Here is a 22,723-nt window from a genome sequence, read left to right on the forward strand (position 1 = left end):
CATCCGATATGTATTTGTCGTCAAACAGGTATACGAATAAAAATAGGAGCTTTTCATGTCAATTTCCCGCAAACAGTTCACGCTGTCTGCAGTGCTTGTCGCTATTTTAGCTACGGGGGGTAGTTTTATGTTTTTACATAAAAATGCCGATGCTAAAGCTACACAAGATACAAATGCACAAGCTGCTGTGACCGTCGATGTTGCAAATGTTGTGAGCCAAACCATTACCGATTGGCAAGAATATTCTGGTCGCCTAGAAGCCATTGACCAAGTGGATGTTCGACCGCAAATTTCAGGCAAACTCATCGCTGTTCATTTCAAAGATGGCAGTCTGGTCAAAAAAGGTGATTTACTTTTTACGATTGACCCACGACCATTTCAAGCAGAGCTGAATCGTGCCAAGGCACAACTGGCTGCGGCCGAAGCCCAAGTGACTTATTCCACAAGTAATTTATCTCGCAATCGACGTTTGATTGAAAGCAATGCTGTCGCTCACCAAGAGCTTGAACAAGCAGAAAATGAAGCACGCACTGCAAGTGCCAATGTTCAAGCCGCCAGAGCTGCTGTCGAATCAGCACGTTTAAATCTTGAATATACCCGCATTACTGCACCTGTCAGTGGTCGTATCTCTCGTGCCGAAATAACGGCTGGAAACGTGGTATCTGCGGGTAATGGTGCACAGGTTTTAACCAGTATTGTGTCAGTTGCCCGTTTATACGCATCTTTTGATGTCGATGAACAAACTTATCTGAAATATTTGAGCGATCAAAATAATGCCGCTCAGATTCCTGTATCTATGGGACTTGCTAATGAAGAAGGTTTTTCACATACAGGTGTAATTAGTTCATTTGACAATAATTTAAATACCACATCGGGAACGATTCGTGTCCGAGCTACTTTTGACAACCCTAAAGGGTCTCTTCTGCCAGGTTTGTATGCTCGCATTCGACTGGGAGGTGGGCAGCCTCGTGCCGCAATTTTGATTAGTCCAACCGCAATTGGGGTCGATCAAGATAAACGCTTTGTCGTGGTTGTAAATCGTAAAAACCAAACCATGTACCGCGAAGTAAAACTGGGCACAGTTCAAAATGGCTTGCAAATTGTTGAGAGCGGACTACAAGCAGGTGAACGGATTGTCGTGAATGGTTTACAGCGCATTCGACCTGGGGATCCTGTTACACCGCATCAAGTCATCATGCCAAATAGTCAAGTTTCAACTGCGCAACAACCTCAGCCAACTGAAAACACAGCTAATTCGGCAGCGGGTTAATCTCATATGAACATCTCTAAATTTTTTATTGATCGGCCGATCTTTGCAGGTGTGTTATCAATCCTGATTGTATTGGCGGGGATATTGTCAGTTTTTAAACTGCCTATTTCTGAATATCCAGAAGTTGTTCCACCTTCTGTGGTTGTGCGTGCACAGTATCCAGGTGCAAACCCTAAAGTGATTGCTGAAACCGTGGCTTCTCCTCTTGAAGAATCGATCAACGGCGTTGAAGACATGTTGTATATGCAATCTCAAGCCAATAGCGATGGTAATTTAACCGTTACTGTAAACTTTAAACTTGGGGTGGATCCAGATAAAGCACAACAACTGGTACAAAATCGGGTATCACAGGCTTTGCCACGTTTACCCGAAGATGTTCAGCGTTTAGGGGTGACGACCCTGAAAAGCTCTTCCAACTTAACCATGGTGGTGCATTTAACTTCGCCAGATAATCGTTACGACATGACCTACTTACGCAACTATGCGGTGCTGAATGTCAAAGACCGTTTAGCACGTTTGCAAGGTGTGGGTGAAGTCGGTTTATTTGGTTCTGGGGATTATTCTATGCGGATCTGGCTCGATCCACAGAAAATCTCTGCGCGTAATTTAACGGCAAGTGAAATTGTCAGTGCCATTCGTGAGCAAAATATTCAGGTTGCCGCAGGAACCATCGGTGCATCTCCAAGTAATGCTCCGCTTCAGCTTTCGGTAAATGCACAAGGTCGTTTAAGTACAGAACAAGAATTCTCCGATATCATTTTAAAAACAGATCCAGACGGTGCGGTAACTCGTTTGGGCGATGTTGCTCGTGTTGAGCTTGCAGCATCGCAATACGGTTTGCGTTCTTTACTTGACAATAAACAAGCGGTTGCCATTCCAATTTTCCAAGCACCAGGTGCGAATGCATTGCAAGTGTCTGAGCAAGTCCGTGACACCATGCAGGAATTGTCTAAAGATTTTCCTGCATCAGTGAAGTATGAAATTGTTTATGATCCAACTCAGTTCGTTCGCGCGAGTATTAAAGCGGTTGTCAGTACTTTGCTAGAAGCAATTGCACTGGTTGTCTTGGTGGTAATTTTATTCCTGCAAACATGGCGTGCTTCGATTATTCCTTTACTTGCAGTGCCTGTGTCTATTATTGGTACATTTGCATTAATGCTAGCCTTTGGCTATTCCATTAATGCACTTTCGCTGTTCGGGATGGTCCTTGCTATTGGTATTGTGGTCGATGATGCGATTGTGGTGGTGGAAAATGTCGAGCGGAATATTGAAGCTGGACTCAGTCCAAGGGATGCAACCTACCGTGCCATGCGTGAAGTAAGTGGACCGATTATTGCCATTGCATTAACGCTGTGTGCAGTATTTGTCCCGCTAGCCTTTATGACAGGTTTAACAGGTCAATTTTATAAACAGTTTGCCATGACCATTGCGATTTCAACGGTCATTTCGGCATTTAACTCACTTACGTTATCCCCTGCTTTAGCTGCAATCTTGCTGAAAGGTCATGATGCTAAGCCCGATGCTTTAACACGAGGCATGAACCGAGTCTTTGGGCGATTTTTTAAGGCATTTAACCGCCTATTCTCACGTGCGTCAGATCAATATGGTCTTGGTGTAAGTCGGGTTATTTCGCATAAAACCTCAGCGATGGGCGTTTATGCCATTCTACTCGGTTTAACCATTGGTATTTCCTATATTGTGCCCGGTGGATTTGTTCCTGCTCAGGACAAACAGTATCTGATTAGTTTTGCGCAATTACCGAATGGTGCCTCTTTAGACCGTACTGAAGCCGTCATTCGAAAAATGAGTGATACTGCGTTAAAACAACCTGGTGTTGAAAGTGCAATTGCCTTTCCCGGCTTATCGATTAATGGTTTTACCAACAGTTCCAGTGCAGGCATTGTTTTTGTCACACTAAAACCTTTTGAAGAGCGTAAAAGCAAAGAACTTTCAGCCAATGCGATTGCGGGTGCTTTAAACCAAAAATATGCTGCCATACAAGAAGCCTATATTGCTGTTTTCCCACCGCCACCAGTAATGGGACTCGGCACAGTGGGTGGTTTCAAAATGCAGCTTGAAGACCGCGGAGCATTGGGTTATTTCGCATTAAATGATGCTGCGCAGAACTTTATGAAAGCAGCACAAGCTGCACCCGAACTTGGTCCAATGTTTTCAAGCTATCAAATAAATGTACCGCAGTTAAACGTAGATCTCGATCGTGTTAAAGCCAAGCAACAAGGTGTTGCTGTTACAGATGTATTTAACACCATGCAAATTTATCTGGGCTCACAATATGTGAATGACTTTAACCGTTTTGGACGTGTTTATCAGGTACGTGCACAAGCTGATGCACCATTTCGTGCAAATCCAGAGAATATTTTGCAATTAAAAACCCGCAACAGTGCTGGGCAAATGGTGCCTTTATCTTCTCTGGTGAATGTCACACAAACTTATGGTCCAGAAATGGCCGTACGTTATAACGGATATACTGCGGCGGATATTAATGGTGGCCCTGCTGCTGGCTATTCATCTAGTCAGGCAGAAGCCGCCGCAGAACGGATTGCCGCACAAACCTTACCACGTGGAATTAAATTCGAATGGACAGATTTAACCTACCAGAAAATTCTGGCAGGCAACGCTGGGCTATGGGTCTTCCCGATTAGTGTATTGTTGGTCTTTTTGGTATTGGCTGCGCAGTATGAAAGTTTAACTCTACCACTGGCTGTGATTCTTATTGTACCGATGGGGATTTTAGCTGCGCTTACAGGGGTGTGGCTGACTAATGGCGATAACAATATCTTCACGCAAATCGGCTTAATGGTACTGGTGGGACTGGCCTGCAAAAACGCGATTTTGATTGTGGAATTTGCTAGAGAACTTGAAATGCAAGGCATGACCGCATTTAAAGCAGCAGTTGAAGCGAGCCGTTTACGTTTACGCCCAATTCTAATGACTTCAATTGCATTCATTATGGGTGTTGTTCCCCTTGTTACTTCTACAGGTGCGGGCGCAGAAATGCGTCATGCAATGGGCGTTGCCGTATTCTCAGGCATGATCGGGGTTACCTTCTTTGGTTTATTCCTGACCCCTGCCTTCTATGTACTCATTCGGACTTTAAACCGTGGACATAAGCTGCATTCAGCCAGTCCGCATGAAGCTCCAATCAATCCAAATCACTCATAAGGACGATATGATCATGCCTAAAAAACAGATCTGGTTAATGTCCTCGCTCATGGGAAGTCTGCTGCTCGCAGGCTGCTCACTGGCACCACAATATGAACCAGAAAGGGTTGTCATTCCATTACAATTTAAAGAAGCCAACCCCTTGCAAGAAAATGAAAACTGGAAAATAGCACAACCGAGTGATGCAGCTTCCAGAGGTGAATGGTGGCTTATTTTTCAAGATGCTCAACTGAATGCACTTGAGCAGCAAGCCATTCGTGAAAACCAAAACTTAAAAGCAATTGCTGCAAATGTTCAAGCATCACGTGCTTTGAAATCTGCGGCAAAGGCTCAACAATTGCCGAGTATAGGTGCGGGTTTTGGTCCAACCCGACAAAAACTTTCACCTGCATCTCAGGGGCTTGATGCGAATGCGGATACCTCCGCCCAGACGTTATGGCGTGCACAGACAAATGTGTCTTATGAGTTAGACTTATTTGGTCGTATTGCAAGTAGTGTCAATGCAGCAACAGCAGATGCGGAGCAACAAGAAGCCTTATATCACTCTGCACTTTTGGCATTACAAGCCGATGTCGCGCAAAATTATTTCCAAATCCGACAACTCGATACGGAACAAATCATTTATGCGCGAATGATTAAATTGCTGACTGAATCAAGAAATTTAATGCAAGCTCGTTTTAAAAATGGAGCCGTCAGTGAAATGGATGTATTTCGTGCGCAAACGGAATTGTCTACAGCACAGACTGGTTTATTGAGTCTTATGCGCCAACGAGCAAATACAGAACATGCGCTTGCCGTGTTATTAGGCAAAACGCCTGCGGAGTTTAATTTGGCGCAGCAAAGCTTAACGATCAATACCGTTCAAGTACCTGCGTGTTTACCTTCTAGTCTTCTTGAAAGGCGTCCTGATGTCGCGGCTGCTGAACGTGCTATGGCGGCAGATAATGCCAGAATTGGTATTGCACGTGCTGCTTTTTTCCCACGACTTAGTCTTACAGGAGCACTGGGTTATGAGTCTTCAACGCTTGGAGATTTAGCCCAATGGTCGAGTCGCACTTTCTTGCTGGGGCCTATCGCAGGGACAATTTTATCCTTACCTTTGTTTGATGGTGGTCAACGTAAAGCAGGCGTCGTACAGGCCAGAGCTGCCTATGAAGAAAGCGTTGCCAATTATCGACAAACTGTACTGAATGCATTTCGTGAGGTTGAAAATGGGCTGACGGATCAACGTATTCTGGATCAACAAATGAATACTCAAACGCAAGCTCTGATTGCTTCACGTCATGCCAATAAACTTTTACATCTGCGCTATCGTAAAGGTGCAGTGAGTTATTTAGAAGTTATAGATTCTGACCGTACTGTTCTTCAGCAAGAGCAATTGGCGATACAACTCAAAGGTAGCAGAATGATTGCAAGTGTGGACTTAATTCGAGCATTAGGAGGTGGTTTGACAACTCAGGATCAAACCTAAGTTTTACCGCAGTAACCGATCAGGCTTATGGGTATGAATGGGTAATATATTCATTCATACCTAAGCTATTCAAATTGCACCAGCACCATTAAACAGTCCCAACGGATTGTGTTTTTATCGTCCATAAAGTCTGTACATCATGTCTTGATTCGTATGGTCTTCAAGGCCAGTTAAGATTATAAAAAAAGTCCGTATCACTCTGAATTTTTGGCGAAATATGCTGCTCAACCCACGTTAACCATGCTCTTGTTTTTGCATCAATAAAATGACGCGATGGTATTAAGGTATAAACACCAATATCAGGAGATCTCCAATCTGATAAAACACGGCGTAATCGCCCAGTACGTACTGCTTCAATTACAGTAAAGGTCGGAAGCAATGCGATACCCATATCTTGTTGTACCATGTCCAATAACAGTTCTGGTGTATCTGCAATCAAAGGTCCCGTAATATCAATTTGATACGAGCAACTTTTTTCACTGATAAGATGCCATTGCGGTGTAATTGAGGGATTTACCAATCTTAAACATGCATGTTTTTGTAAATCATCTAATGATTTCGGCTCACCATATTTTTCTAAATAGGTTGGTGATGCACAAAGTAATGAAAATATTGTCCCAATTTGACGAGCAACAAAGCGTGAATCAGCCAAAGATTCCGCGAGATATAAACTAACGTCAATTCCTTTACCTAAAAGGTCTGGTACATTCTGTGAAGTACGATATTCCACGGTCAGTTCTGGATAGGTTTGACAGAACTCCGCCATCGTCGGAGATACATAATGATGACCAAAACTAGCCATACTCAACACACGTAACCGTCCCTGTGGTTTAGTTGCCCTTCCCATTGCTTGAGTTTCGGCTTCTTCCACCATTGCGAGTACATGACGACATTGCTCTGCATAAGTTGCACCAATATCGGTCAATGCGTGTTGCCTCGTGGTTCGTTGTAGTAATTTTGTTCCTAAACGCCCTTCTAACTCACTAATGAGTCGCGACACTTGCGCTGTTGTCAGTTCCATCTGCTCTGCGGCGGCTGTAAAGCTTCCACTATCAATGACTTTCAGGAAAGCTTGCATTGCATGGAGTAATCCACCATCAAGATTTTTGCGCATAACGTAAATATCTTTTGCTTAATTACGCATTGTTGCACCAGTCTGGATCAATCACAATGACATTAATGTACATACATTGAGCAGTTTTTTGTGTTCTGAACAAACTGATCAACCTTTTTCCGAGTATGTCATTTACTCCAAATATTCAACGGGATGTTGAGAAAATAAAGTAGCTCGAACTACAAAATTCCAAGGAGAAATAAATGAATATAGCGACAAAATTTACTCCACATAAGATTCCAACAAAGGATGTATCACTTGATGATAAATATTTAAGTGATGACGGTACTGCTTACATGACAGGTATTCAGGCAATGGTGCGCTTACCACTTGCGCAAACACGGCGGGATACTTTAAACGGTTATCATACTGCTGGTTTTATTTCAGGTTATCGAGGTTCCCCTGTCGGAAACTATGATAATTTTCTCTGGCAAGTTGAAGGCATACTCAAAGACCATCATGTGGTTTTTCAACCTGGCGTAAATGAAGATCTCGCTGCTACTGCAATTTGGGGTACCCAACAAGCAAACCTCACAGGTCAAGGTAAATATGATGGCGTGACTGCTTGGTGGTATGGTAAAGGTCCTGGTGTCGATCGTTCTGGAGATGTTTTCCGTCATGCCAATCTTGCAGGAACATCAGAGTTAGGCGGTGTGGTTGCCTTCTTTGGTGATGACCATTCTTGCAAATCATCAACTGTTCCGCACCAGTCAGAACACGTGATGATTGGCTGTGGCATTCCAATTTTCTATCCGACATCCATACAACAAATTCTTGATTTAGGTGTTCATGCCATCGCAATGTCACGCTTTGCTGGTGTATGGACCTCGATGAAGTTGGTCAGTGAAATTGTTGAAACCTCTGCTTCTGTTCATGTTGATTTAGATCGCGTTACTCCCGTATTACCCCAAAATGTGCAAATGCCAGAAGATGGTGTCAACATACGTTGGCCAGATCATGGCATTCAACAAGAAGAGCGTCTTTATAAATATCGTTTACCCGCTGTATTGGCTTATGCCCGTGAAAACGAACTGAATCAGGTGACGTGGCATTGTCCTGATGCGCGTATTGGTATTGTTGCAAGTGGTAAAGGTTATTTAGATACCATCGAAGCCTTACGCATTTTAGGTATTGAAGGTGAAACAGCCGAGCAACTTGGTCTTCGAGTGTATCAAGTTGCTTTAATTTGGCCCTTGGAACCACAAGGTCTACATGAATTTGCTGAAGGTTTAGAAGAACTGATTGTTGTAGAGGAAAAACGCCCAATTCTGGAAGCACAAATTAAAGAGGAACTCTATGCACTTCCAGATGGAAAACGCCCTCGTATCATCGGTAAAGCCTGTGATGGTAAAGGTGAATGGAGTACATCGATTGATGAAGCCCCTTTGATTGGTCATTATGAGTTCCAACCTGAACCTATTGCAAAAATGTTGGCAGCTCGGTTCTTAAAATTAGATATTCCAGAAAGCTTAAAAACGCACATTCAGAATAAAGTTGAGCTATTGCAAAAAGCAGAGCAAGCGTCACAGCATGTTTTAGATATCGCAGAACGCAAACCTTTCTTTTGTAGTGGCTGCCCTCACAACTCTTCAACTAAGCTACCCGAAGGTAGTCGTGCACTGGGCGGGATCGGTTGTCATTATATTGCCGTGTTACAGAATCATGGAACAGAAACATTCTCACAAATGGGCGGCGAAGGCGTAAGTTGGGCTGGTGCTTCCCATTTCACCAATGAAAAGCATATTTTTGCCAATCTAGGTGATGGAACGTATTTCCATTCAGGCTATCTGGCTATCCGCCAAGCGATTGCTGCAAAACTTAATATGACCTACAAAATTCTCTATAACGATGCAGTGGCAATGACGGGTGGACAGCATGTCGATGGTCATCTTAGCGTGGCACAACTAACACGACAACTTGATGCAGAAGGCATCACAAAACAAGTGATCGTCACAGATGAACCTGAATTGATTCATGCCGAAGAAGGTATAGCATCTCATGTCGAGATTTACCATAGAAATGAATTAGATGATGTTCAGCGCAAATTACGCGAAACTTCTGGTGTTACAGCATTAATTTATGTTCAAACCTGTGCCAGTGAGAAACGCCGTCGTCGTAAACGCAATGCTTATCCAGATGTTGCAGAGCGAGTTTTTATCAATAGTGAGATTTGTGAAGGTTGTGGGGACTGTTCTAAAAAGTCCAACTGTTTATCTATCGAACCTATTGAAACGGCGTTAGGAACGAAACGTCAAATCAATCAAAGCAGTTGTAACAAAGATTTTTCTTGTGTTGAAGGTTTTTGTCCAAGTTTTGTGACCGTACATACCCGCGACATAAAATGCCCAGAAGTATTTAAAGGTATAGAAGCTGGCTGGCCAGAAAAGCCAATCATCCCAGAGTTAGATCAACAACCCATCCGCATTATGGTTGGTGGTATTGGTGGTACAGGCGTAGTGACCGCAGGTGCTTTACTTGGCATGGCTGCACATTTGGAGAATAAAGCTGCACGTATTATGGATATGGCAGGACTTGCTCAAAAAGGTGGTACGGTTTATTCCTACATACAGCTTGCGACAGAAGATGATCAAATCTCTGCAACCAAAATTCCTGCGGGTCAATGTGATATTTTAATCGGTGCAGATGCCATTGTTGCAGGAAGTAATGCAGCACTTTCACGTTTAAAAGCTGATGCTGTTGTCATCGTGAATGAAGATGGTTCCCCTACTTCTACTTTCCTTGAGTCGCGTGACTGGTATGCACCAATTACTGATTTAATTCAGCGACTTCGTGGTCGGACGACACAAGGTAAACTAATATCTTTACCTGTAACACGTATTGCCACACAAGTACTAGGTGATGCAATCTTTGCAAATCAGATTTTACTTGGCATGGCTTGGCAAGCAGGTCAGATTCCGTTGAAACGTGAAAGTATTGAAAAGGCAATTCACCTAAATGGTACAGCTACTGAAAAAAACCTTGAAGCTTTCCGCATTGGTTGCCATTTGATTAGCAATCCTGACTTGATAAAAAACATTATTGCAACGATACCAACAACGCGTAAACCAACTACGTTGGCTGAACTCGTTGAAGATCGTTCTGCGCGTCTGGTCGAGTATTGGAATGATGATTATGCAACGCAGTATCGAAATCTTGCTGAACAAGCAGCCAAAGTATTGCCTGAAGAACTCGCTGAAACAATTGCGACACAGCTCTATAGAGTCATGGCCTATAAAGATGAATATGAAGTTGCACGCTTACTCACAGGAAAAAGTTTTAAACAATCAATCGAAGCACAGTTTGGTCAAGGGTTACGTTTAACCTATCACTTAGCTCCTCCTGCTTTGGGTGCTCATGGCGCTATACGCAAACGTGCTTTCGGCTATTGGATGCGTATTCCAATGATGATTCTTGGTCGACTACAGTGGCTTAGAGAAACATTCCTTGATCCATTTGCTTTACAGCAAGAACGTCAAAAAGAACATGCGTGGCGTGATCGTTATATCGCATTTGTCAAAGCGATTAGTTCTGCACCTGAAAAATATGACTTATCTGTGGCAGAGAAAATCGCTCAATTACCAGCAGATGTACGTGGTTTTGGCCATGTCAAAATGCAAGCAATGGAAACCGCAATACAACGTTGGGATCAACTTTCATTGAGTCTTCGTAAAGCTGATCAATAACAGGAATAAGTGTTTATCAACAAGTAGCTGATACAGGATCAAACTTAGCTTATATTCATACTAAGCTTATATTGATCAGGTTCAGCTACTTTATATTTATGATCTAACAGCGAGCATAAATACAATGTAGAGGTTCTCTAAATAATCACGACTTAGCTGCGATGAAATTTAAGAAATCTTCTCAAATACATTCGTCAGGTTTATAAGCCATAACGGTTATTAAACAAATAATTTATATGAATAAGATATTGGAAGTTATAGATAAATTTAAAAATTATTGATGAACTAGCCCCTCGGTGAGCATAAGTTAAATACCCTAAACGTGGCTCTAGCTTACATAACTCAAATAAATATAAATGCGCTAAAGAAAAAATTTTCCCTAGCGACCTGTTGAGCACTTTTATCATTATCTACATCTTTTCCATTGCGAACATTGATGTCATTTTGAATTGTATAAACATCGGCTATGGTTTTCGTATTCGCTGATGTACTAGTTCAGATGAAAACTCAGAGTTTGTCCATCATCAGGAATATAGACACGATCTTTTTCCCCAATTTCAGCAACAAGATTTTGAATATCAGCTCTTTTCACTGGGCAGTGATTTAACGCCTCAAAGTGATTTGCAATCACATGTTTTGGGGAAAGTTGGATAAATTTTCTGACTTCACTTTCAGTCATTAAGATGGGTTTCCCAACATCCATTTGTGCTTCGCCTGCTGCCACAACAGTAATATCTGGATTAAACTGAAAAATCGCAGTTTTAACATCCTCAGTGAGCACGGTATCACCACTGATATAAATTGATGGTTCATTCGGTAGATCTAGGAAAAAGCCACAACCATTTGCCATAAATTTACTGATCCAACCATGCCCATGCTTAGCAGGGATAGCAACGAGCCGACCACCCAAAAACTGGATTTCTTTCCAATGCTCAATTCCAGCCTGAACATTTAGACCCAGATTTTTCAGGTAAGGTGCATCATGGCTAAACGTATATACAGGAATTTGTTTATCCGCTAAAAACTTCTCTCCAGTTCGATCTAAATGATCGGTATGCTGGAATGCTCTGATATTAAAGGTTTGGCTGTGCGTAATAAAACAATGCGTGACTTTCCCTAAAAGTTCCGCTGCATTGTCGGGAAGTTCAACCAACGGATTTTTCTCAGCCTTAAATTTCACATAGGAAAATGCAGGGAGAGAACCTTTTTTACCTAACATTGGGTCAATAAGAATAAAATTATTCCCAGTTTCAATGATAAAAGTGGCACTACGTAAATGATGAATGTTCATTGTAAAGTCTGTCAGTTTTATTGCTATAAAGTCGAGATATGACCTTACAATGAGTTTACCAAATGGTGCAATAACGCTTTTGGGTTATATTTTACTAAATTAAACAAAAACTGACTTTGTCCATGTGAAGTGAACTTATGTCAAAGTTGATAAGATCAATCCTCGCTCTCAACGGATACCCAATTTGACTCCACTAAATGCAGTTTGGGTGAGGAATTTCATTGGACACAGAGGAATTGTCCTCCCCGATTTAGCCACTCCATAATTAATAATCTGGAGTGGCTTTATTGTGAAAGCATATAGGTATATTTATGATATTAAACTAGATCATTAATTTTTTTCTAAAGTTAAATATTGGACAGTGCCGTAATATGTTCAGAAAAGCTAGTTTCCTTGCCAGCAGCATTAACATGGTTGAAATAGTCATACCAACCACTCGCTTTAATACCAGCAAGTAACACATCACGAATTTCTTCGTTAGGGAAATGCCAAATTCCTAAAAATTGATGCTCGCTAGTTTGATCGATATTAGAGTCAATTTGTGTGAGTGTTAATGCTTTAACACCAAGGTCTGATAATTTGCCCATCGCAGCTCCAACATTATTTAAATATTGGGTACGCTCATCTAATGATAATGCTTTCCAAGCTGAATTAGGGGTATAGAGTTCGATCAAATACTGATTCATAATTATTCCTTGTGATGAAGATTATTGGAAACCTTTGTTAATAATTGGGTTAACTGTTTGTGCTCTTGTGTAGATAAATTCCCAAATATTTTTGCAATCCAACGGCTATGCTGATCAAATACATTTTTAGCCATAGACTCCCCTTTCAAAGTAAGTCTAACTTTGAGAGCACGGCGGTCTTCTGTATCAGCATGTCGTTCTACCAACCCTTCACGCTCTAAACCATCAAGTAGACCTGTAACTGTTGATCGGGTGATACCTGCTTGCTCAGCTAAAGTCTTTGGTGCTATTTCTTGATTTGCTGCATCAAGTAAAAATAACAAAATAAACCGTCCTTCTGATAAGCCATGGACAGAAAGTTGGTCTGCACAATCTTTATCTATATGTGAAGCAAGAGAAAGTGTCAAAAAGCACAGCTCAATACTTTTAATATCAGGAAGTTGACGTTTATTTGCTTCACTTAGAAGCACTTGGTATTTTTTATCAAGAGGCATTTAGTTAGTCGCAAAATAGTAAGTCGGCTAACTATATTGATATCTATGTAATATTGTCAATATTAGATTTGAGTTAAACAAAAATTAATTTAATAGGTCTTTTCGACATAATACAAAACCTACATGCCTCTGAATCGCTAGGAAAAACATGAGATATGATTCTCCTAACCCCCATAAACAATAGGTTTTATACCATTCTCTTATCTAAAGTTTGAGTTCATATTTAATTTTTGCACAGACCTTTAAAGTCGAATCCACTTCATTTTCATTCAGATTGAGTTTGCATTTAGTATCGTGGAAGATTTTCGCAACAGGATCTTTTAAATTCTGACCAGATTCAGTTAATGAAATATATTTTCGACGACGGTCGAGCGTGTCCACTGATACAACAACAAAACCCGCTTTTTCAAGTCGTTTTATGATTGGGGTAAGTGAACCAAGATCAAACAGTGTTTGTTCACTCAATTCGCTAGATGACAAGTGATTTTGATTCCAAAGAGCAGCCAACACCAAAAGTTGAGGATATGTTATTCCAAGTTCAGATAATGGTTTGGTGTAGTTTCGCATCATAGCATTCGTCGTCGAATACAGTGTAAAACAGAGCATTTTGTCAAAATTAAATGTATCTAGCATCGAACTCATCTGTTATGTCCTGAAAAAATTAAAAACGATGAACAGCCTCAATTAACACGGACACCGAATCTGGGTTTGTTTCCTTTGAAATTCCATGCCCTAAGTTAAACACAAAACCTGTATCATCTTTTTGTTTTCCATAAAAAGATGTCATGACTTTATTCACTTCGTTTTGAATTACAGAATCATGGGCAAGTAATACTGCGGGGTCGAGATTACCCTGCAAGGCAACTTTAGAACTCACTCGCTGACGTGCTAAATCCAGATCAGTCATCCAGTCGAGTCCTAAAGCATTAGCTCCACATCCTGCCATTTCTTCAAGCCATTGACCACCTCCTTTTGTAAAGACAATTGAAGGAACTGAACGCACACCTAACTGGTTTTTTAAACTATCTAAAATAAAGGTAATGTACCTGAGAGAAAATTCTTGATAAGCAGCTCGACTTAGTAACCCTCCCCATGTATCAAAAATCATGATGGCCTGTGCGCCAGCCTCCACCTGACATTTAAGATGCTGTACAACGGCTTTGGCATTTTTTTCTAGTAATTGATGTAAGATTTTAGGGTTGCTATAAAGCACACTTTTTATCGTTATAAAATCTTTTGAACCCTGTCCCTCAATCATGTAACAGGCCAATGTCCACGGACTACCAGAAAAACCAATCAGTGGAACTTGACCATTGAGCTCATGACGGCATTGGCTGACTGTTTGATATACGTAAGATAAAGATTCTTGGGAAGGAATCTCTAAATTATTGATCGCTTGTTCAGAACGTATAGGGTTTTTGAATTTAGGTCCATGATTTTCTTGAAAATATAAACCTAAACCCATTGCGTCAGGAATAGTCAAAATATCAGAAAATACAATTGCTGCATCTAAATCATAACGTCGAATAGGCTGCAAAGTTACTTCAGTTGCATAGTCAGGTGTTTTCATTAAATTAATGAAATTTCCTGCCATTTTACGTATTGCTCGATATTCAGGAAGATAGCGCCCAGCTTGGCGCATCATCCAGATTGGTGTTCGATCTACGGGTTGTTTTTGTAAGGCTCTAATAAAATTAGTATTTTTAAGCGGTGCAAAGTTTGTCATTTGAGACTCTAATTATATAGATAAGGATTTAGCTAATTCGATTATGATTCGCAGCATTTTTCATTTCTGAAATAGCTTCTTGATAATTAGAAGTATTGAAAATCGCCGTTCCAGCTACGAATGTATCTGCGCCCCATTTAGCAATTTCAGCGATATTGCTCGCATTCACGCCACCGTCCACTTCAAGACGAATATTTCGACCACTTGAATCGATTAACTTTCGTGCCTCAGCAATTTTAGGAAGAACACCAGGTATAAATTTTTGTCCGCCAAATCCTGGATTTACCGACATAAGGAGCATTAAATCGATTTTATCCATAAGGTACTTGCATGAATCAAGCGAAGTAGCTGGGTTGAACACCAAACCAGCTTTGCATCCTAAGTCTTTAATGAGCTGAATTGAACGATCTAAATGAACAGTGGCATCAGGGTGAATAGAGATATAGTTTGCACCAGCTTTTGCAAAATCAACGATCAAGGAATCCACGGGTGAAGCCATTAAATGCACATCGATCGGTGCTTGAATTCCTTCAGATCTAAGTGCAGAACAAACTTGGGCCCCCATGGTTAAGTTGGGAACATAGTGATTGTCCATAATATCAAGGTGAATCATATCTGCACCAGAATCTAATACCGACTTCACTTCTTCACCTAAACGGGCGAAATTTGCTGCTAGAATTGAGGGAGCAATCCAAATGTCATTCATATAAAGAGCCTAACTATAAAAATTATTATCAATGATTTGCAAAAGAGGATTTGATATCCAAAATCATCTCGTGACTTAAGTTTTCTAAATGTAAGTGATGACCACCTTCGTACCAGCTTACTTTTGCATTTTTTCCTAAATATTTTGATTTTGAATGAAATTTATCACCAACAAATAAACCGCTTGTTCCAAGCAGAATAGTCAAAGGACAATCAATTTGGTTTAGAAAGCGACCAGCTTGTTCATCAGTTAACTGAATTGGTTCAGGTATAGTAAGTCGAGGATCATGGCGCCACCGATAGCCTGATTCGACTGCTCGAAGATCACGTTCTGCAAGACGTCTGGCACTGTCTAAAGAGATAAATCCACCAACTACTTTCTGGCGGGTTTTCACTGCAACTTCCATACTTGAAAACAGAGGTTGGTTCTTTTCTGAAAAACCGTTGAGTTTGGTCAAATGTGCCATTTCAGAGAGTCGAAGTGATGTTTTCAAATGCCGTACGACATCTTCAGCCGAGACGGTAAAAGGAGCTCCCATACCATCAATGAAAACTATGCGTTTTATTCCTTTACTAATGGTATTTAAAATTGATGCAACACCCGTACCCATTGAATGAGCCAAAATAGAATAACTGTTCCACCCCATTTTTCTGACAAAGATAGATAAATCAATTGCATAATCCCATAAGTAATATGCGTGATTTGATTTTCTATGATCTGATTTGCCGTGTCCAGCTAGGTCAGGAGCCACAACATAGTAGTGATCTAAGTCGGGAGCTATTCGTGAGAATGATGCACAATTGTCCAACCACCCATGTATTGCTAGAATTGGGGGATTTTTTTCATCCCCCCAAGTTTTCACTGCTAAGTCCAAGCCATTCACATTCAGCGTGAATTCACGCTCTATAGCAGGTAAAACTTTAAAAGTTAAGCTCATCATATTCATATCGTTTTCTGTTTAAATTAAGTCTCGACGAATTAAATAACTTTTAAACAGCGACATTTGATCTTGAGGTTGTTTCGGCAGCTAATTCGCTCTCAATAATTTGTTTTAAGTGGATTAAATCAAATTTACCGTTTGGAGTGCGGGGAAACGAATTCAAGAATCTGATCGTATTGGGAACTTGATGAGGTTCCAAATCATTTCTGCATTTTCCTAATAGCTCAAGCTCGTTAATATTTTCATTATCAGCTATTTGAATAAAAGCATGTAAGGTGCCACCTAAGTTCTCATCTTCAATGCCAACGACAGCAGCCGATTCAATGTTAGGCAAACTATAGAAATAATTTTCAATTTCAACAGGGCTAACTTTCATACCACGAGATTTGATAACGTGATCTGTGCGACCACGGAAGTACAAGTAACCATCTTCATCAATAAGGCCCAAATCGCCAGTATGTAAGACATATTCATTAGGCAAAGGTCCTGGTTTGAGTTTTTCTTGGGTCGCTTTAGTATCGCGCCAGTACCCTGCCATAACAGTTGCACCACGTATCACAAGTTCGCCGATTTGGTTTGGCTTATTAATTTTGTTTCCATGAGAATCCACTAACCACATTTCTGTATTGGGAATTGCGATACCAACACTATCAGGTTTCTCGTCTATTTGGTCTGGTGGGAGATATGTGCAGCGCTTACACTCCGTTAACCCATACATAGAGAATATTTCTGCGTTCGGAAAGAGTAATTTCATCTGCTGGATGTGATGAGATTTCAGTGCTGCACCAGTGTTTGTTACTATTCGGACATCAGGAAAGATAACGCCTGATCGATGTGAATACTCATAGAGAAGTGATAGCATCGTAGGAACAAATGGAATGACCGTTATCTTATGCTGTTTTATTTTTTTAATTAAAAATAACGGCCATGTAAGTTCCTGTTCGAGAAATAACGTTGCACCTTTACTCATAGACATAATCATTTGGTAAAGACCATAGTCAAACGATAATGGCAATGAACAAAGAATATGATCTGATTCTTGATAACCTAGATAAATATTCAATGAATCTAATGCTGCACACATGTTTCTATGTGTCAGCATTACACCTTTGGGTGTTCCAGTTGAGCCAGACGTATAAACAATGGCTGCTAAATCAATGTCGAGAATATTATTATTCAGATATTCTACTTCATTGTAAGAAGTTGCTAGCTCCCATGAATCTACATCAGGATTCACTACTGAATTGGTAACAACAACACTTTTAAATAGAATACTTTTAGACGCTACAGATACATCTTGAAACTTTTGATCATTGGTGATCAAAATGGAAGCCTGAGAATTATCGATAATATAATTTAATTTATCGGCGGTTGTGTCTAAGCCCACATTACATACAACATAGCCCGCTTTTAGTACGCCCCAAAAAGCAATAATAGTTTCTACTTTATTTCCTAAACAAAGTACTACTCTATCACCACGATGAAGACCTTGAGCTTGTAAATAGCCACTTAAGCGCGAAGACAACTCATCAATCTTGCCGTAAGAATGGGAGATTCCATTCTCTACAACTGCTACCTTTTCGGCATATTGTTGTGCGACATAAGGTAAAGTGTGATGCAGTAAAACATTACACATTTGCATGACACTGCTCCTTCATCTCAACTTGATTAAAGCGGTTTTTTTCAGCTTCGATATAAGATGCAAGTGTTTCAATTGTATTGAAATGCTTAGGTTCTATCGTTTCTGGATTAACAAAGAAATGTTCGATTTGATCTTCTAAAGCGACCAATATTTCTACAGAAGAAAGTGAATCAATCCCCAAATCATCACGAAGATGAGAGCTTGCAAGAATAGTTTTGTCTTGAGGTAATTTTAGAATTTTACTAACAATAGTGGCAACGATACGCTGTGTGTCATCTGTAATGACTTCATTATGCTTTTCTTCAGTAATGACTTTGTTTTGTCCTAGCAGTTGCTCTAATGAAATATCGGTGTGCATCGAAATAATATCTTCAACTGTATCTCTATAACGTACTAAATTTAGACTTCCATTTGAGTACAGAACTTCTGCTGGATAGCCATGACCGTGAAATAATGTTGGGGAAGCCGTAGCCCCATAAGCACCAGATGATAAGACTGCAAGAAGATCGCCAGATTTTAATTTTTCAAGTTTTATATCTTTTGCTAATAAGTCGTCAGGATTACATAATGGTCCAGAAACATGGTAGGTTTCAATTTCATTTGATTTTTGATCAGTAACTTTAATAATCTCAAAATTTCGTTTTAAAACCTGACCAGAACCTACAGCTGCTGAATGGCAGTTTGTTCCACCATCGGTTACGGCGAAATTTTTGCCATGGTTTTGCTTGATATTATCAACAGTCACTAACAGAGCCGCACTTTTACCAGCAATGAAACGTCCTGACTCCATAATGATGCGAGTTTTAGGATGTTTCTTGTGAAAGTCATTGAATAAAGGATGTAATAATCTTGTTAATTCTTTGATGTCTAGATCTTTTTCATTTTCATAATACTTAATACCCAGACCACCACCAACATCAACCATTGTCAGGTCTAATCCATACAAACGTGAAATAGCCTCAAATAACTCCAAAACATATTTTGAGTTGTCGTAAATAGACTGTGCATCTAAAATTTTTGTTCCATTATAAACATGGAGCCCTTTTAGATGAATGTTAGGAAGTTTTGCGTAACTCCCCATTTTTTTTATAGCTGTTTCTTCCTCAATACCAAAATGTGTTGGTCTGCCCCCCATTTTCCATGGGGAACCAGATGCTGAGAAATTCGGATTAATACGTATTGCTACTGGTGCTAAAACCCCCATTTTTGTAGCTAAATCTGATAATTTTTCGAGTTCTTCTTCAGACTCAACAACAATAGCAAAAATATTTAATTCTAAAGCGCGTCTATGTTCTTCTTCTTTTTTCATTGGCCCCAAGAAAATTATATTTTGAGGGTTCACACCCGCTTTTATTGCAATTTCTAGTTCAGTTAAAGAACATACTTCGGTGTTCCCACCGTAAGACTTGATTAATTTAACAACCGATAAGTTAGGATTAACTTTGAGAGCATAAAAAATATCAACACATTCTGGTAATGCATTTCTTAGTTCTTGAAAGCTGCTTTTCAACTGGCTTTCATCATAAATATACGTCGGTGTCCCAAAATTTTTCTTTACTTTCAATAAAGTATCTGGAGATATATTCATTTCTAAAAATTCCAATAATTTGTACTTATATAATTCGGGCACAATTCTACAAAAGAAATACTTTGTGCGCAAAGTATTTCTTTTGGTAATTGCAACTAAAATAGTTTTATGCTTGTTGTGTGAAGTTTAATCAAAATTGTCGGATTAGGATTTTTTTTAATTTATAAGGTCTATAATTAATGCACGAAAGATTTATCGCTGAAATTCATGTGGAAGCATAAGTTTTGCTGTAATCTTTTTTTAAGGAATTTTTCACATCTTAATGTTGTTAAGTTAAAATTTTTGTCATATGGCTTAAATTAAGTCATTATCTTGAGATTTGAGGCATTTTTCTGTAACCACGTTTGAATGTATTCAGCATAAACTGATAGTTTTTCATAGATATACTCTGCATAAAACATATCTTCAATCAGTCTGGATGCTTGTTCCAAGCTATAACTTCTATTCGCGCAGAGAAATTGTGCATTTGGTTTTGAAAATTTTTCACATATTCCTATATAAGTTTCATCTTTACGTTTAAACAGTAACTTATGCTTGTTAAGTTCAGTGCAATCTGTGATTTGGTCATATGGGGAAATTTGAATAATGGGATATTAATGAAACTTGGATGGTCTTAAGTGGCGCAGGATTATTTGCTGCCTTCCCTTTAGTTTATTCAACCGTATTATCTGCACTGTATCTGCCGATTATTCTGATGGTCGTAGCTTTGATTATTAGAGGTGTAGTGTTTGAGTTTCGCTTTAAAGCACATCGCACTAAATACCTTTGGGATTTGGCTTTTAGTGGTGGTTTTTTGTTCTCAAGTTTCTTTCAAGGTGTCATTTTAAGAGCTTATATTCAAGGCATTGAAACTCAGAATGGTATTTATAGTTACAATGCCGAATCTTTTCTATTTCAGTCCAGTCCCTGTTTTTGTTTTGATTTTATCGGGATTGATTTTTAAAGCATGTGCTCAACGAAAAGACATTCAACCGTTTGTTTTTACACTCGGTTTAGTCTTCCTCACATTTACGGCTTTGTCATTAGTTTATGGCCGAATATTATTCCTCCTTCTGTATCTATCTGGCAATCAGCGGCACCTGAATCCAGTATGAAATTTGCGTTGGTGGGTACCGTCATTCTAATTCCAATTATTCTGATTTACACCTTTTTGTCCTATTGGGTATTTCGTGACAAAGTACGTATAGGTGATGAAGGCTATCATTAATGGAGATAACGACGATGCAAAATCCGATGCAAAAATTGCAAAATCGATTGAGTCCGACTGCTTGGTTCATTCTATTATGGTTTTTGGGTTTCTTATCGCTTAGCTTAATTGCTGGATTCTTTAGACTTTTGTTAAGCTTTGCATATTAATAATCAACCTCCTACTTTAAACTGTGGATAGCTGTATTAAGGCTGTTATCCATTTCTTAGATGAGCATAATTCTTTATGTATAAATCAGAACAACTTGCACTAAGTCTAAAACATCTGATTGAAACAGGAACTTGGAAGCTACACGAAAAACTTCCTTCATTACGCCAACAAGCGGAAACATCAGGATTTAGTCTGATTACCGTTATGAACGCGTATCAAGAACTTGAAGCACAAGGACTCATCTACTCAAAAGAAAAATTAGGTTATTTCGTTGCTGACAATCCATTACAGACTGCTTTGGCCAAAAAGGTTGTACTGAATGAAAAAATAGAAATCAACTCTTTAGTTTTTAGATATTTAAAATCAATTCAATCTGAAAAAATTGTACCTTTGGGAAGTGCATTTCCAAATAGCCAGTTGCTTTATTCTCCTAAGCTGATGCAAACCTTAGCACAACAGGCAAAACACCGTATTAGCTATGAGCAAACGCCGAGTTTACCACCTGGTAATTATGAATTAAGAAAACAGATAGCTCAACGCTATTGTATGCAAGGTATTCCTACAGATCCTTCAGACATTGTCATTACTTCTGGTGGCTTAGATGCTTTAAATCTTTCCCTCAAAGCCATGACTCAAGCAGGCGATTATATTCTTCTACAAGAAACTATTTTCTATGGTGCATGGCAAGCTGCTGAAAATTTGGGTTTAAAAGTTATTACCATTCCAGAGCATCCCGAACATGGCCTAGATTTAGAAGCTTTCAAAAAGGCCATTACAAGCTACCCTATTAAAGTTTGTTTGCTTATGCTGAATAGCCACAATCCAATTGGATTTACGGTGAATGAAGACATCAAATTTGAATTGGCAAAGCTCTTACATGAACATGAAATTTATTTAATCGAAGATGATGTTTACGAGGAGCTTTATTATGATCAAAAAAAACCACTTTCTATGAAATATTATGATCAACAAAATTTAGTGCTGCATTGTTCTTCTTTTTCTAAAACATTAGGTGCTGGCTTTCGTGTAGGTTGGGTCTATGCGGGAAAATTCTCTGAACATATACAGCATGTGCAACTTATGAGCACCATCTCGGTAAACTCTTTTATTCAAAATGCACTGGCAGATTATCTAACACATCGCCATTATGAAAAACATTTAAAGAATTTGAGAAATACGCTTAAGCGATTAAAAAATCAATATTATCAATATTTAATAAAGAAATTACCCGAAGATTGTCAGGTCAGTTATTATCCTTCAGGTTATTTTCTTTGGATTACCCTACCACAACATATTGATAGCAGTCGCATTTATGAACAAATGATTCTGAATGATATTGGTGTCGCCCCAAGTATCCTTTTTTATCGGAAAAATAAAAAGCAGAACCACATCCGTATCAACTGTTCTTTCGAAATGAACGATGAAATGATCAATAAGATAGACCTTTTGATTGCTCAGATTTCAGAGCGATAGTTCAGTCTTGATCAAAATAATCAGGTTTTGCGACTTTTTACCTAGGTGCACTTTAGATTTGAAACCTATTCAGCTACCGAGTATTAAACTTGATCTTCA

The 22,723-nt window shown here is 39.5% G+C and carries 15 protein-coding genes and 1 pseudogene; 6 read left to right on the top strand and 10 right to left on the bottom strand.

Translation table 11 applies throughout. The features are described 5' to 3' along the window. The first annotated feature begins 55 nt into the window (after positions 1–55). The 3 genes from F4W09_RS09715 to F4W09_RS09725 are packed head-to-tail and all read left to right on the top strand — an operon-like array spanning position 56 to position 5,924. The gene (locus tag F4W09_RS09715) at positions 56–1,270 is read left to right on the top strand and encodes an efflux RND transporter periplasmic adaptor subunit (protein ID WP_151504651.1); all 1,215 of its coding nucleotides are present in this window, start codon (positions 56–58) and stop codon (positions 1,268–1,270) included. A 6-nt stretch (positions 1,271–1,276) separates the two neighbouring features. Beyond that, positions 1,277–4,453 (top strand): efflux RND transporter permease subunit, encoded by a 3,177-nt coding sequence (locus tag F4W09_RS09720; protein WP_151504652.1) that lies wholly within the window; start codon positions 1,277–1,279, stop codon positions 4,451–4,453. Between the two features lie 13 nt (positions 4,454–4,466). Further along, positions 4,467–5,924, top strand: a complete 1,458-nt coding sequence (locus F4W09_RS09725) for an efflux transporter outer membrane subunit (RefSeq protein WP_418655088.1) — start codon at positions 4,467–4,469, stop codon at positions 5,922–5,924. Between the two features lie 160 nt (positions 5,925–6,084). Here F4W09_RS09725 and F4W09_RS09730 read toward each other — a convergent pair whose 3' ends face one another. Continuing rightward, positions 6,085–7,038 (bottom strand): LysR family transcriptional regulator, encoded by a 954-nt coding sequence (locus F4W09_RS09730; RefSeq protein ID WP_151504654.1) that lies wholly within the window; start codon positions 7,036–7,038, stop codon positions 6,085–6,087. Positions 7,039–7,241: 203 nt separating this feature from the next. Here F4W09_RS09730 and F4W09_RS09735 point away from each other — a divergent pair, with 203 nt between their 5' ends. Further along, entirely contained in the window at positions 7,242–10,721 is a 3,480-nt protein-coding gene (locus F4W09_RS09735) for an indolepyruvate ferredoxin oxidoreductase family protein (protein ID WP_151504655.1), read from the top strand. Between the two features lie 490 nt (positions 10,722–11,211). Here F4W09_RS09735 and F4W09_RS09740 read toward each other — a convergent pair whose 3' ends face one another. From F4W09_RS09740 to lysA, 9 genes are all read right to left on the bottom strand, one after another. After that, positions 11,212–12,012 (bottom strand): MBL fold metallo-hydrolase, encoded by an 801-nt coding sequence (locus tag F4W09_RS09740; protein WP_044740693.1) that lies wholly within the window; start codon positions 12,010–12,012, stop codon positions 11,212–11,214. 347 nt (positions 12,013–12,359) lie between these two features. Continuing rightward, complete coding sequence (locus tag F4W09_RS09745) at positions 12,360–12,698, bottom strand: DUF6616 family protein (protein ID WP_044740694.1); 339 nt, start codon at positions 12,696–12,698, stop codon at positions 12,360–12,362. Between the two features lie 2 nt (positions 12,699–12,700). Then, positions 12,701–13,192, bottom strand: a complete 492-nt coding sequence (locus tag F4W09_RS09750; protein ID WP_151504656.1) for a MarR family winged helix-turn-helix transcriptional regulator — start codon at positions 13,190–13,192, stop codon at positions 12,701–12,703. 204 nt (positions 13,193–13,396) lie between these two features. After that, positions 13,397–13,834, bottom strand: a complete 438-nt coding sequence (locus F4W09_RS09755; protein ID WP_151504657.1) for a MarR family winged helix-turn-helix transcriptional regulator — start codon at positions 13,832–13,834, stop codon at positions 13,397–13,399. Positions 13,835–13,853: 19 nt separating this feature from the next. Continuing rightward, positions 13,854–14,918, bottom strand: coding sequence for a uroporphyrinogen decarboxylase (gene hemE, locus F4W09_RS09760; protein ID WP_151504658.1), 1,065 nt, complete (start codon positions 14,916–14,918; stop codon positions 13,854–13,856). A 28-nt stretch (positions 14,919–14,946) separates the two neighbouring features. Next, positions 14,947–15,624, bottom strand: a complete 678-nt coding sequence (rpe, locus tag F4W09_RS09765) for a ribulose-phosphate 3-epimerase (RefSeq protein ID WP_151504659.1) — start codon at positions 15,622–15,624, stop codon at positions 14,947–14,949. 28 nt (positions 15,625–15,652) lie between these two features. Next, positions 15,653–16,570, bottom strand: a complete 918-nt coding sequence (locus tag F4W09_RS09770; protein WP_151504660.1) for an alpha/beta fold hydrolase — start codon at positions 16,568–16,570, stop codon at positions 15,653–15,655. A gap of 43 nt (positions 16,571–16,613) precedes the next feature. Beyond that, entirely contained in the window at positions 16,614–18,206 is a 1,593-nt protein-coding gene (locus tag F4W09_RS09775; protein ID WP_151504661.1) for a class I adenylate-forming enzyme family protein, read from the bottom strand. Beyond that, a complete protein-coding gene (gene lysA / locus F4W09_RS09780; protein ID WP_151504662.1) occupies positions 18,193–19,794 on the bottom strand; it encodes a diaminopimelate decarboxylase in 1,602 nt (533 codons plus the stop codon). The genes F4W09_RS09775 and lysA overlap by 14 nt, the downstream gene beginning before the upstream one ends. 586 nt (positions 19,795–20,380) lie before the next feature. Here lysA and F4W09_RS17460 point away from each other — a divergent pair. Together F4W09_RS17460 and F4W09_RS09795 are read left to right on the top strand one after the other, a co-directional pair. Then, a pseudogene (locus tag F4W09_RS17460) lies at positions 20,381–21,001 on the top strand (cytochrome d ubiquinol oxidase subunit II); the annotation flags it as partial. Between the two features lie 225 nt (positions 21,002–21,226). Further along, positions 21,227–22,624 carry an aminotransferase-like domain-containing protein gene (locus F4W09_RS09795; RefSeq protein ID WP_151504663.1) on the top strand — a complete coding sequence of 466 codons (1,398 nt, stop codon included), beginning with the start codon at positions 21,227–21,229 and terminating at the stop codon, positions 22,622–22,624. Positions 22,625–22,723 lie beyond the last annotated feature (99 nt).

Origin of the sequence: Acinetobacter tandoii, from assembly GCF_008867985.1 — a bacterium.
In the GTDB taxonomy this organism is placed as follows: domain Bacteria; phylum Pseudomonadota; class Gammaproteobacteria; order Pseudomonadales; family Moraxellaceae; genus Acinetobacter; species Acinetobacter tandoii.

Bases quoted from the DNA above. Each gene is read 5' to 3' on its own strand.
- rpe (WP_151504659.1), bottom strand. From the start codon at position 15,624: ATGAATGACATTTGGATTGCTCCCTCAATTCTAGCAGCAAATTTCGCC.
- F4W09_RS09770 (WP_151504660.1), bottom strand. From the start codon at position 16,570: ATGAATATGATGAGCTTAACTTTTAAAGTTTTACCTGCTATAGAGCGT.
- lysA (WP_151504662.1), bottom strand. From the start codon at position 19,794: ATGAATATATCTCCAGATACTTTATTGAAAGTAAAGAAAAATTTTGGG.
- F4W09_RS09755 (WP_151504657.1), bottom strand. From the start codon at position 13,834: ATGAGTTCGATGCTAGATACATTTAATTTTGACAAAATGCTCTGTTTT.
- F4W09_RS09740 (WP_044740693.1), bottom strand. From the start codon at position 12,012: ATGAACATTCATCATTTACGTAGTGCCACTTTTATCATTGAAACTGGG.
- F4W09_RS09715 (WP_151504651.1), top strand. From the start codon at position 56: ATGTCAATTTCCCGCAAACAGTTCACGCTGTCTGCAGTGCTTGTCGCT.
- F4W09_RS09750 (WP_151504656.1), bottom strand. From the start codon at position 13,192: ATGCCTCTTGATAAAAAATACCAAGTGCTTCTAAGTGAAGCAAATAAA.
- F4W09_RS09725 (WP_418655088.1), top strand. From the start codon at position 4,467: ATGCCTAAAAAACAGATCTGGTTAATGTCCTCGCTCATGGGAAGTCTG.
- F4W09_RS09795 (WP_151504663.1), top strand. From the start codon at position 21,227: ATGTATAAATCAGAACAACTTGCACTAAGTCTAAAACATCTGATTGAA.
- F4W09_RS09745 (WP_044740694.1), bottom strand. From the start codon at position 12,698: ATGAATCAGTATTTGATCGAACTCTATACCCCTAATTCAGCTTGGAAA.
- F4W09_RS09775 (WP_151504661.1), bottom strand. From the start codon at position 18,206: ATGCAAATGTGTAATGTTTTACTGCATCACACTTTACCTTATGTCGCA.
- F4W09_RS09730 (WP_151504654.1), bottom strand. From the start codon at position 7,038: ATGCGCAAAAATCTTGATGGTGGATTACTCCATGCAATGCAAGCTTTC.
- F4W09_RS09720 (WP_151504652.1), top strand. From the start codon at position 1,277: ATGAACATCTCTAAATTTTTTATTGATCGGCCGATCTTTGCAGGTGTG.
- F4W09_RS09735 (WP_151504655.1), top strand. From the start codon at position 7,242: ATGAATATAGCGACAAAATTTACTCCACATAAGATTCCAACAAAGGAT.
- hemE (WP_151504658.1), bottom strand. From the start codon at position 14,918: ATGACAAACTTTGCACCGCTTAAAAATACTAATTTTATTAGAGCCTTA.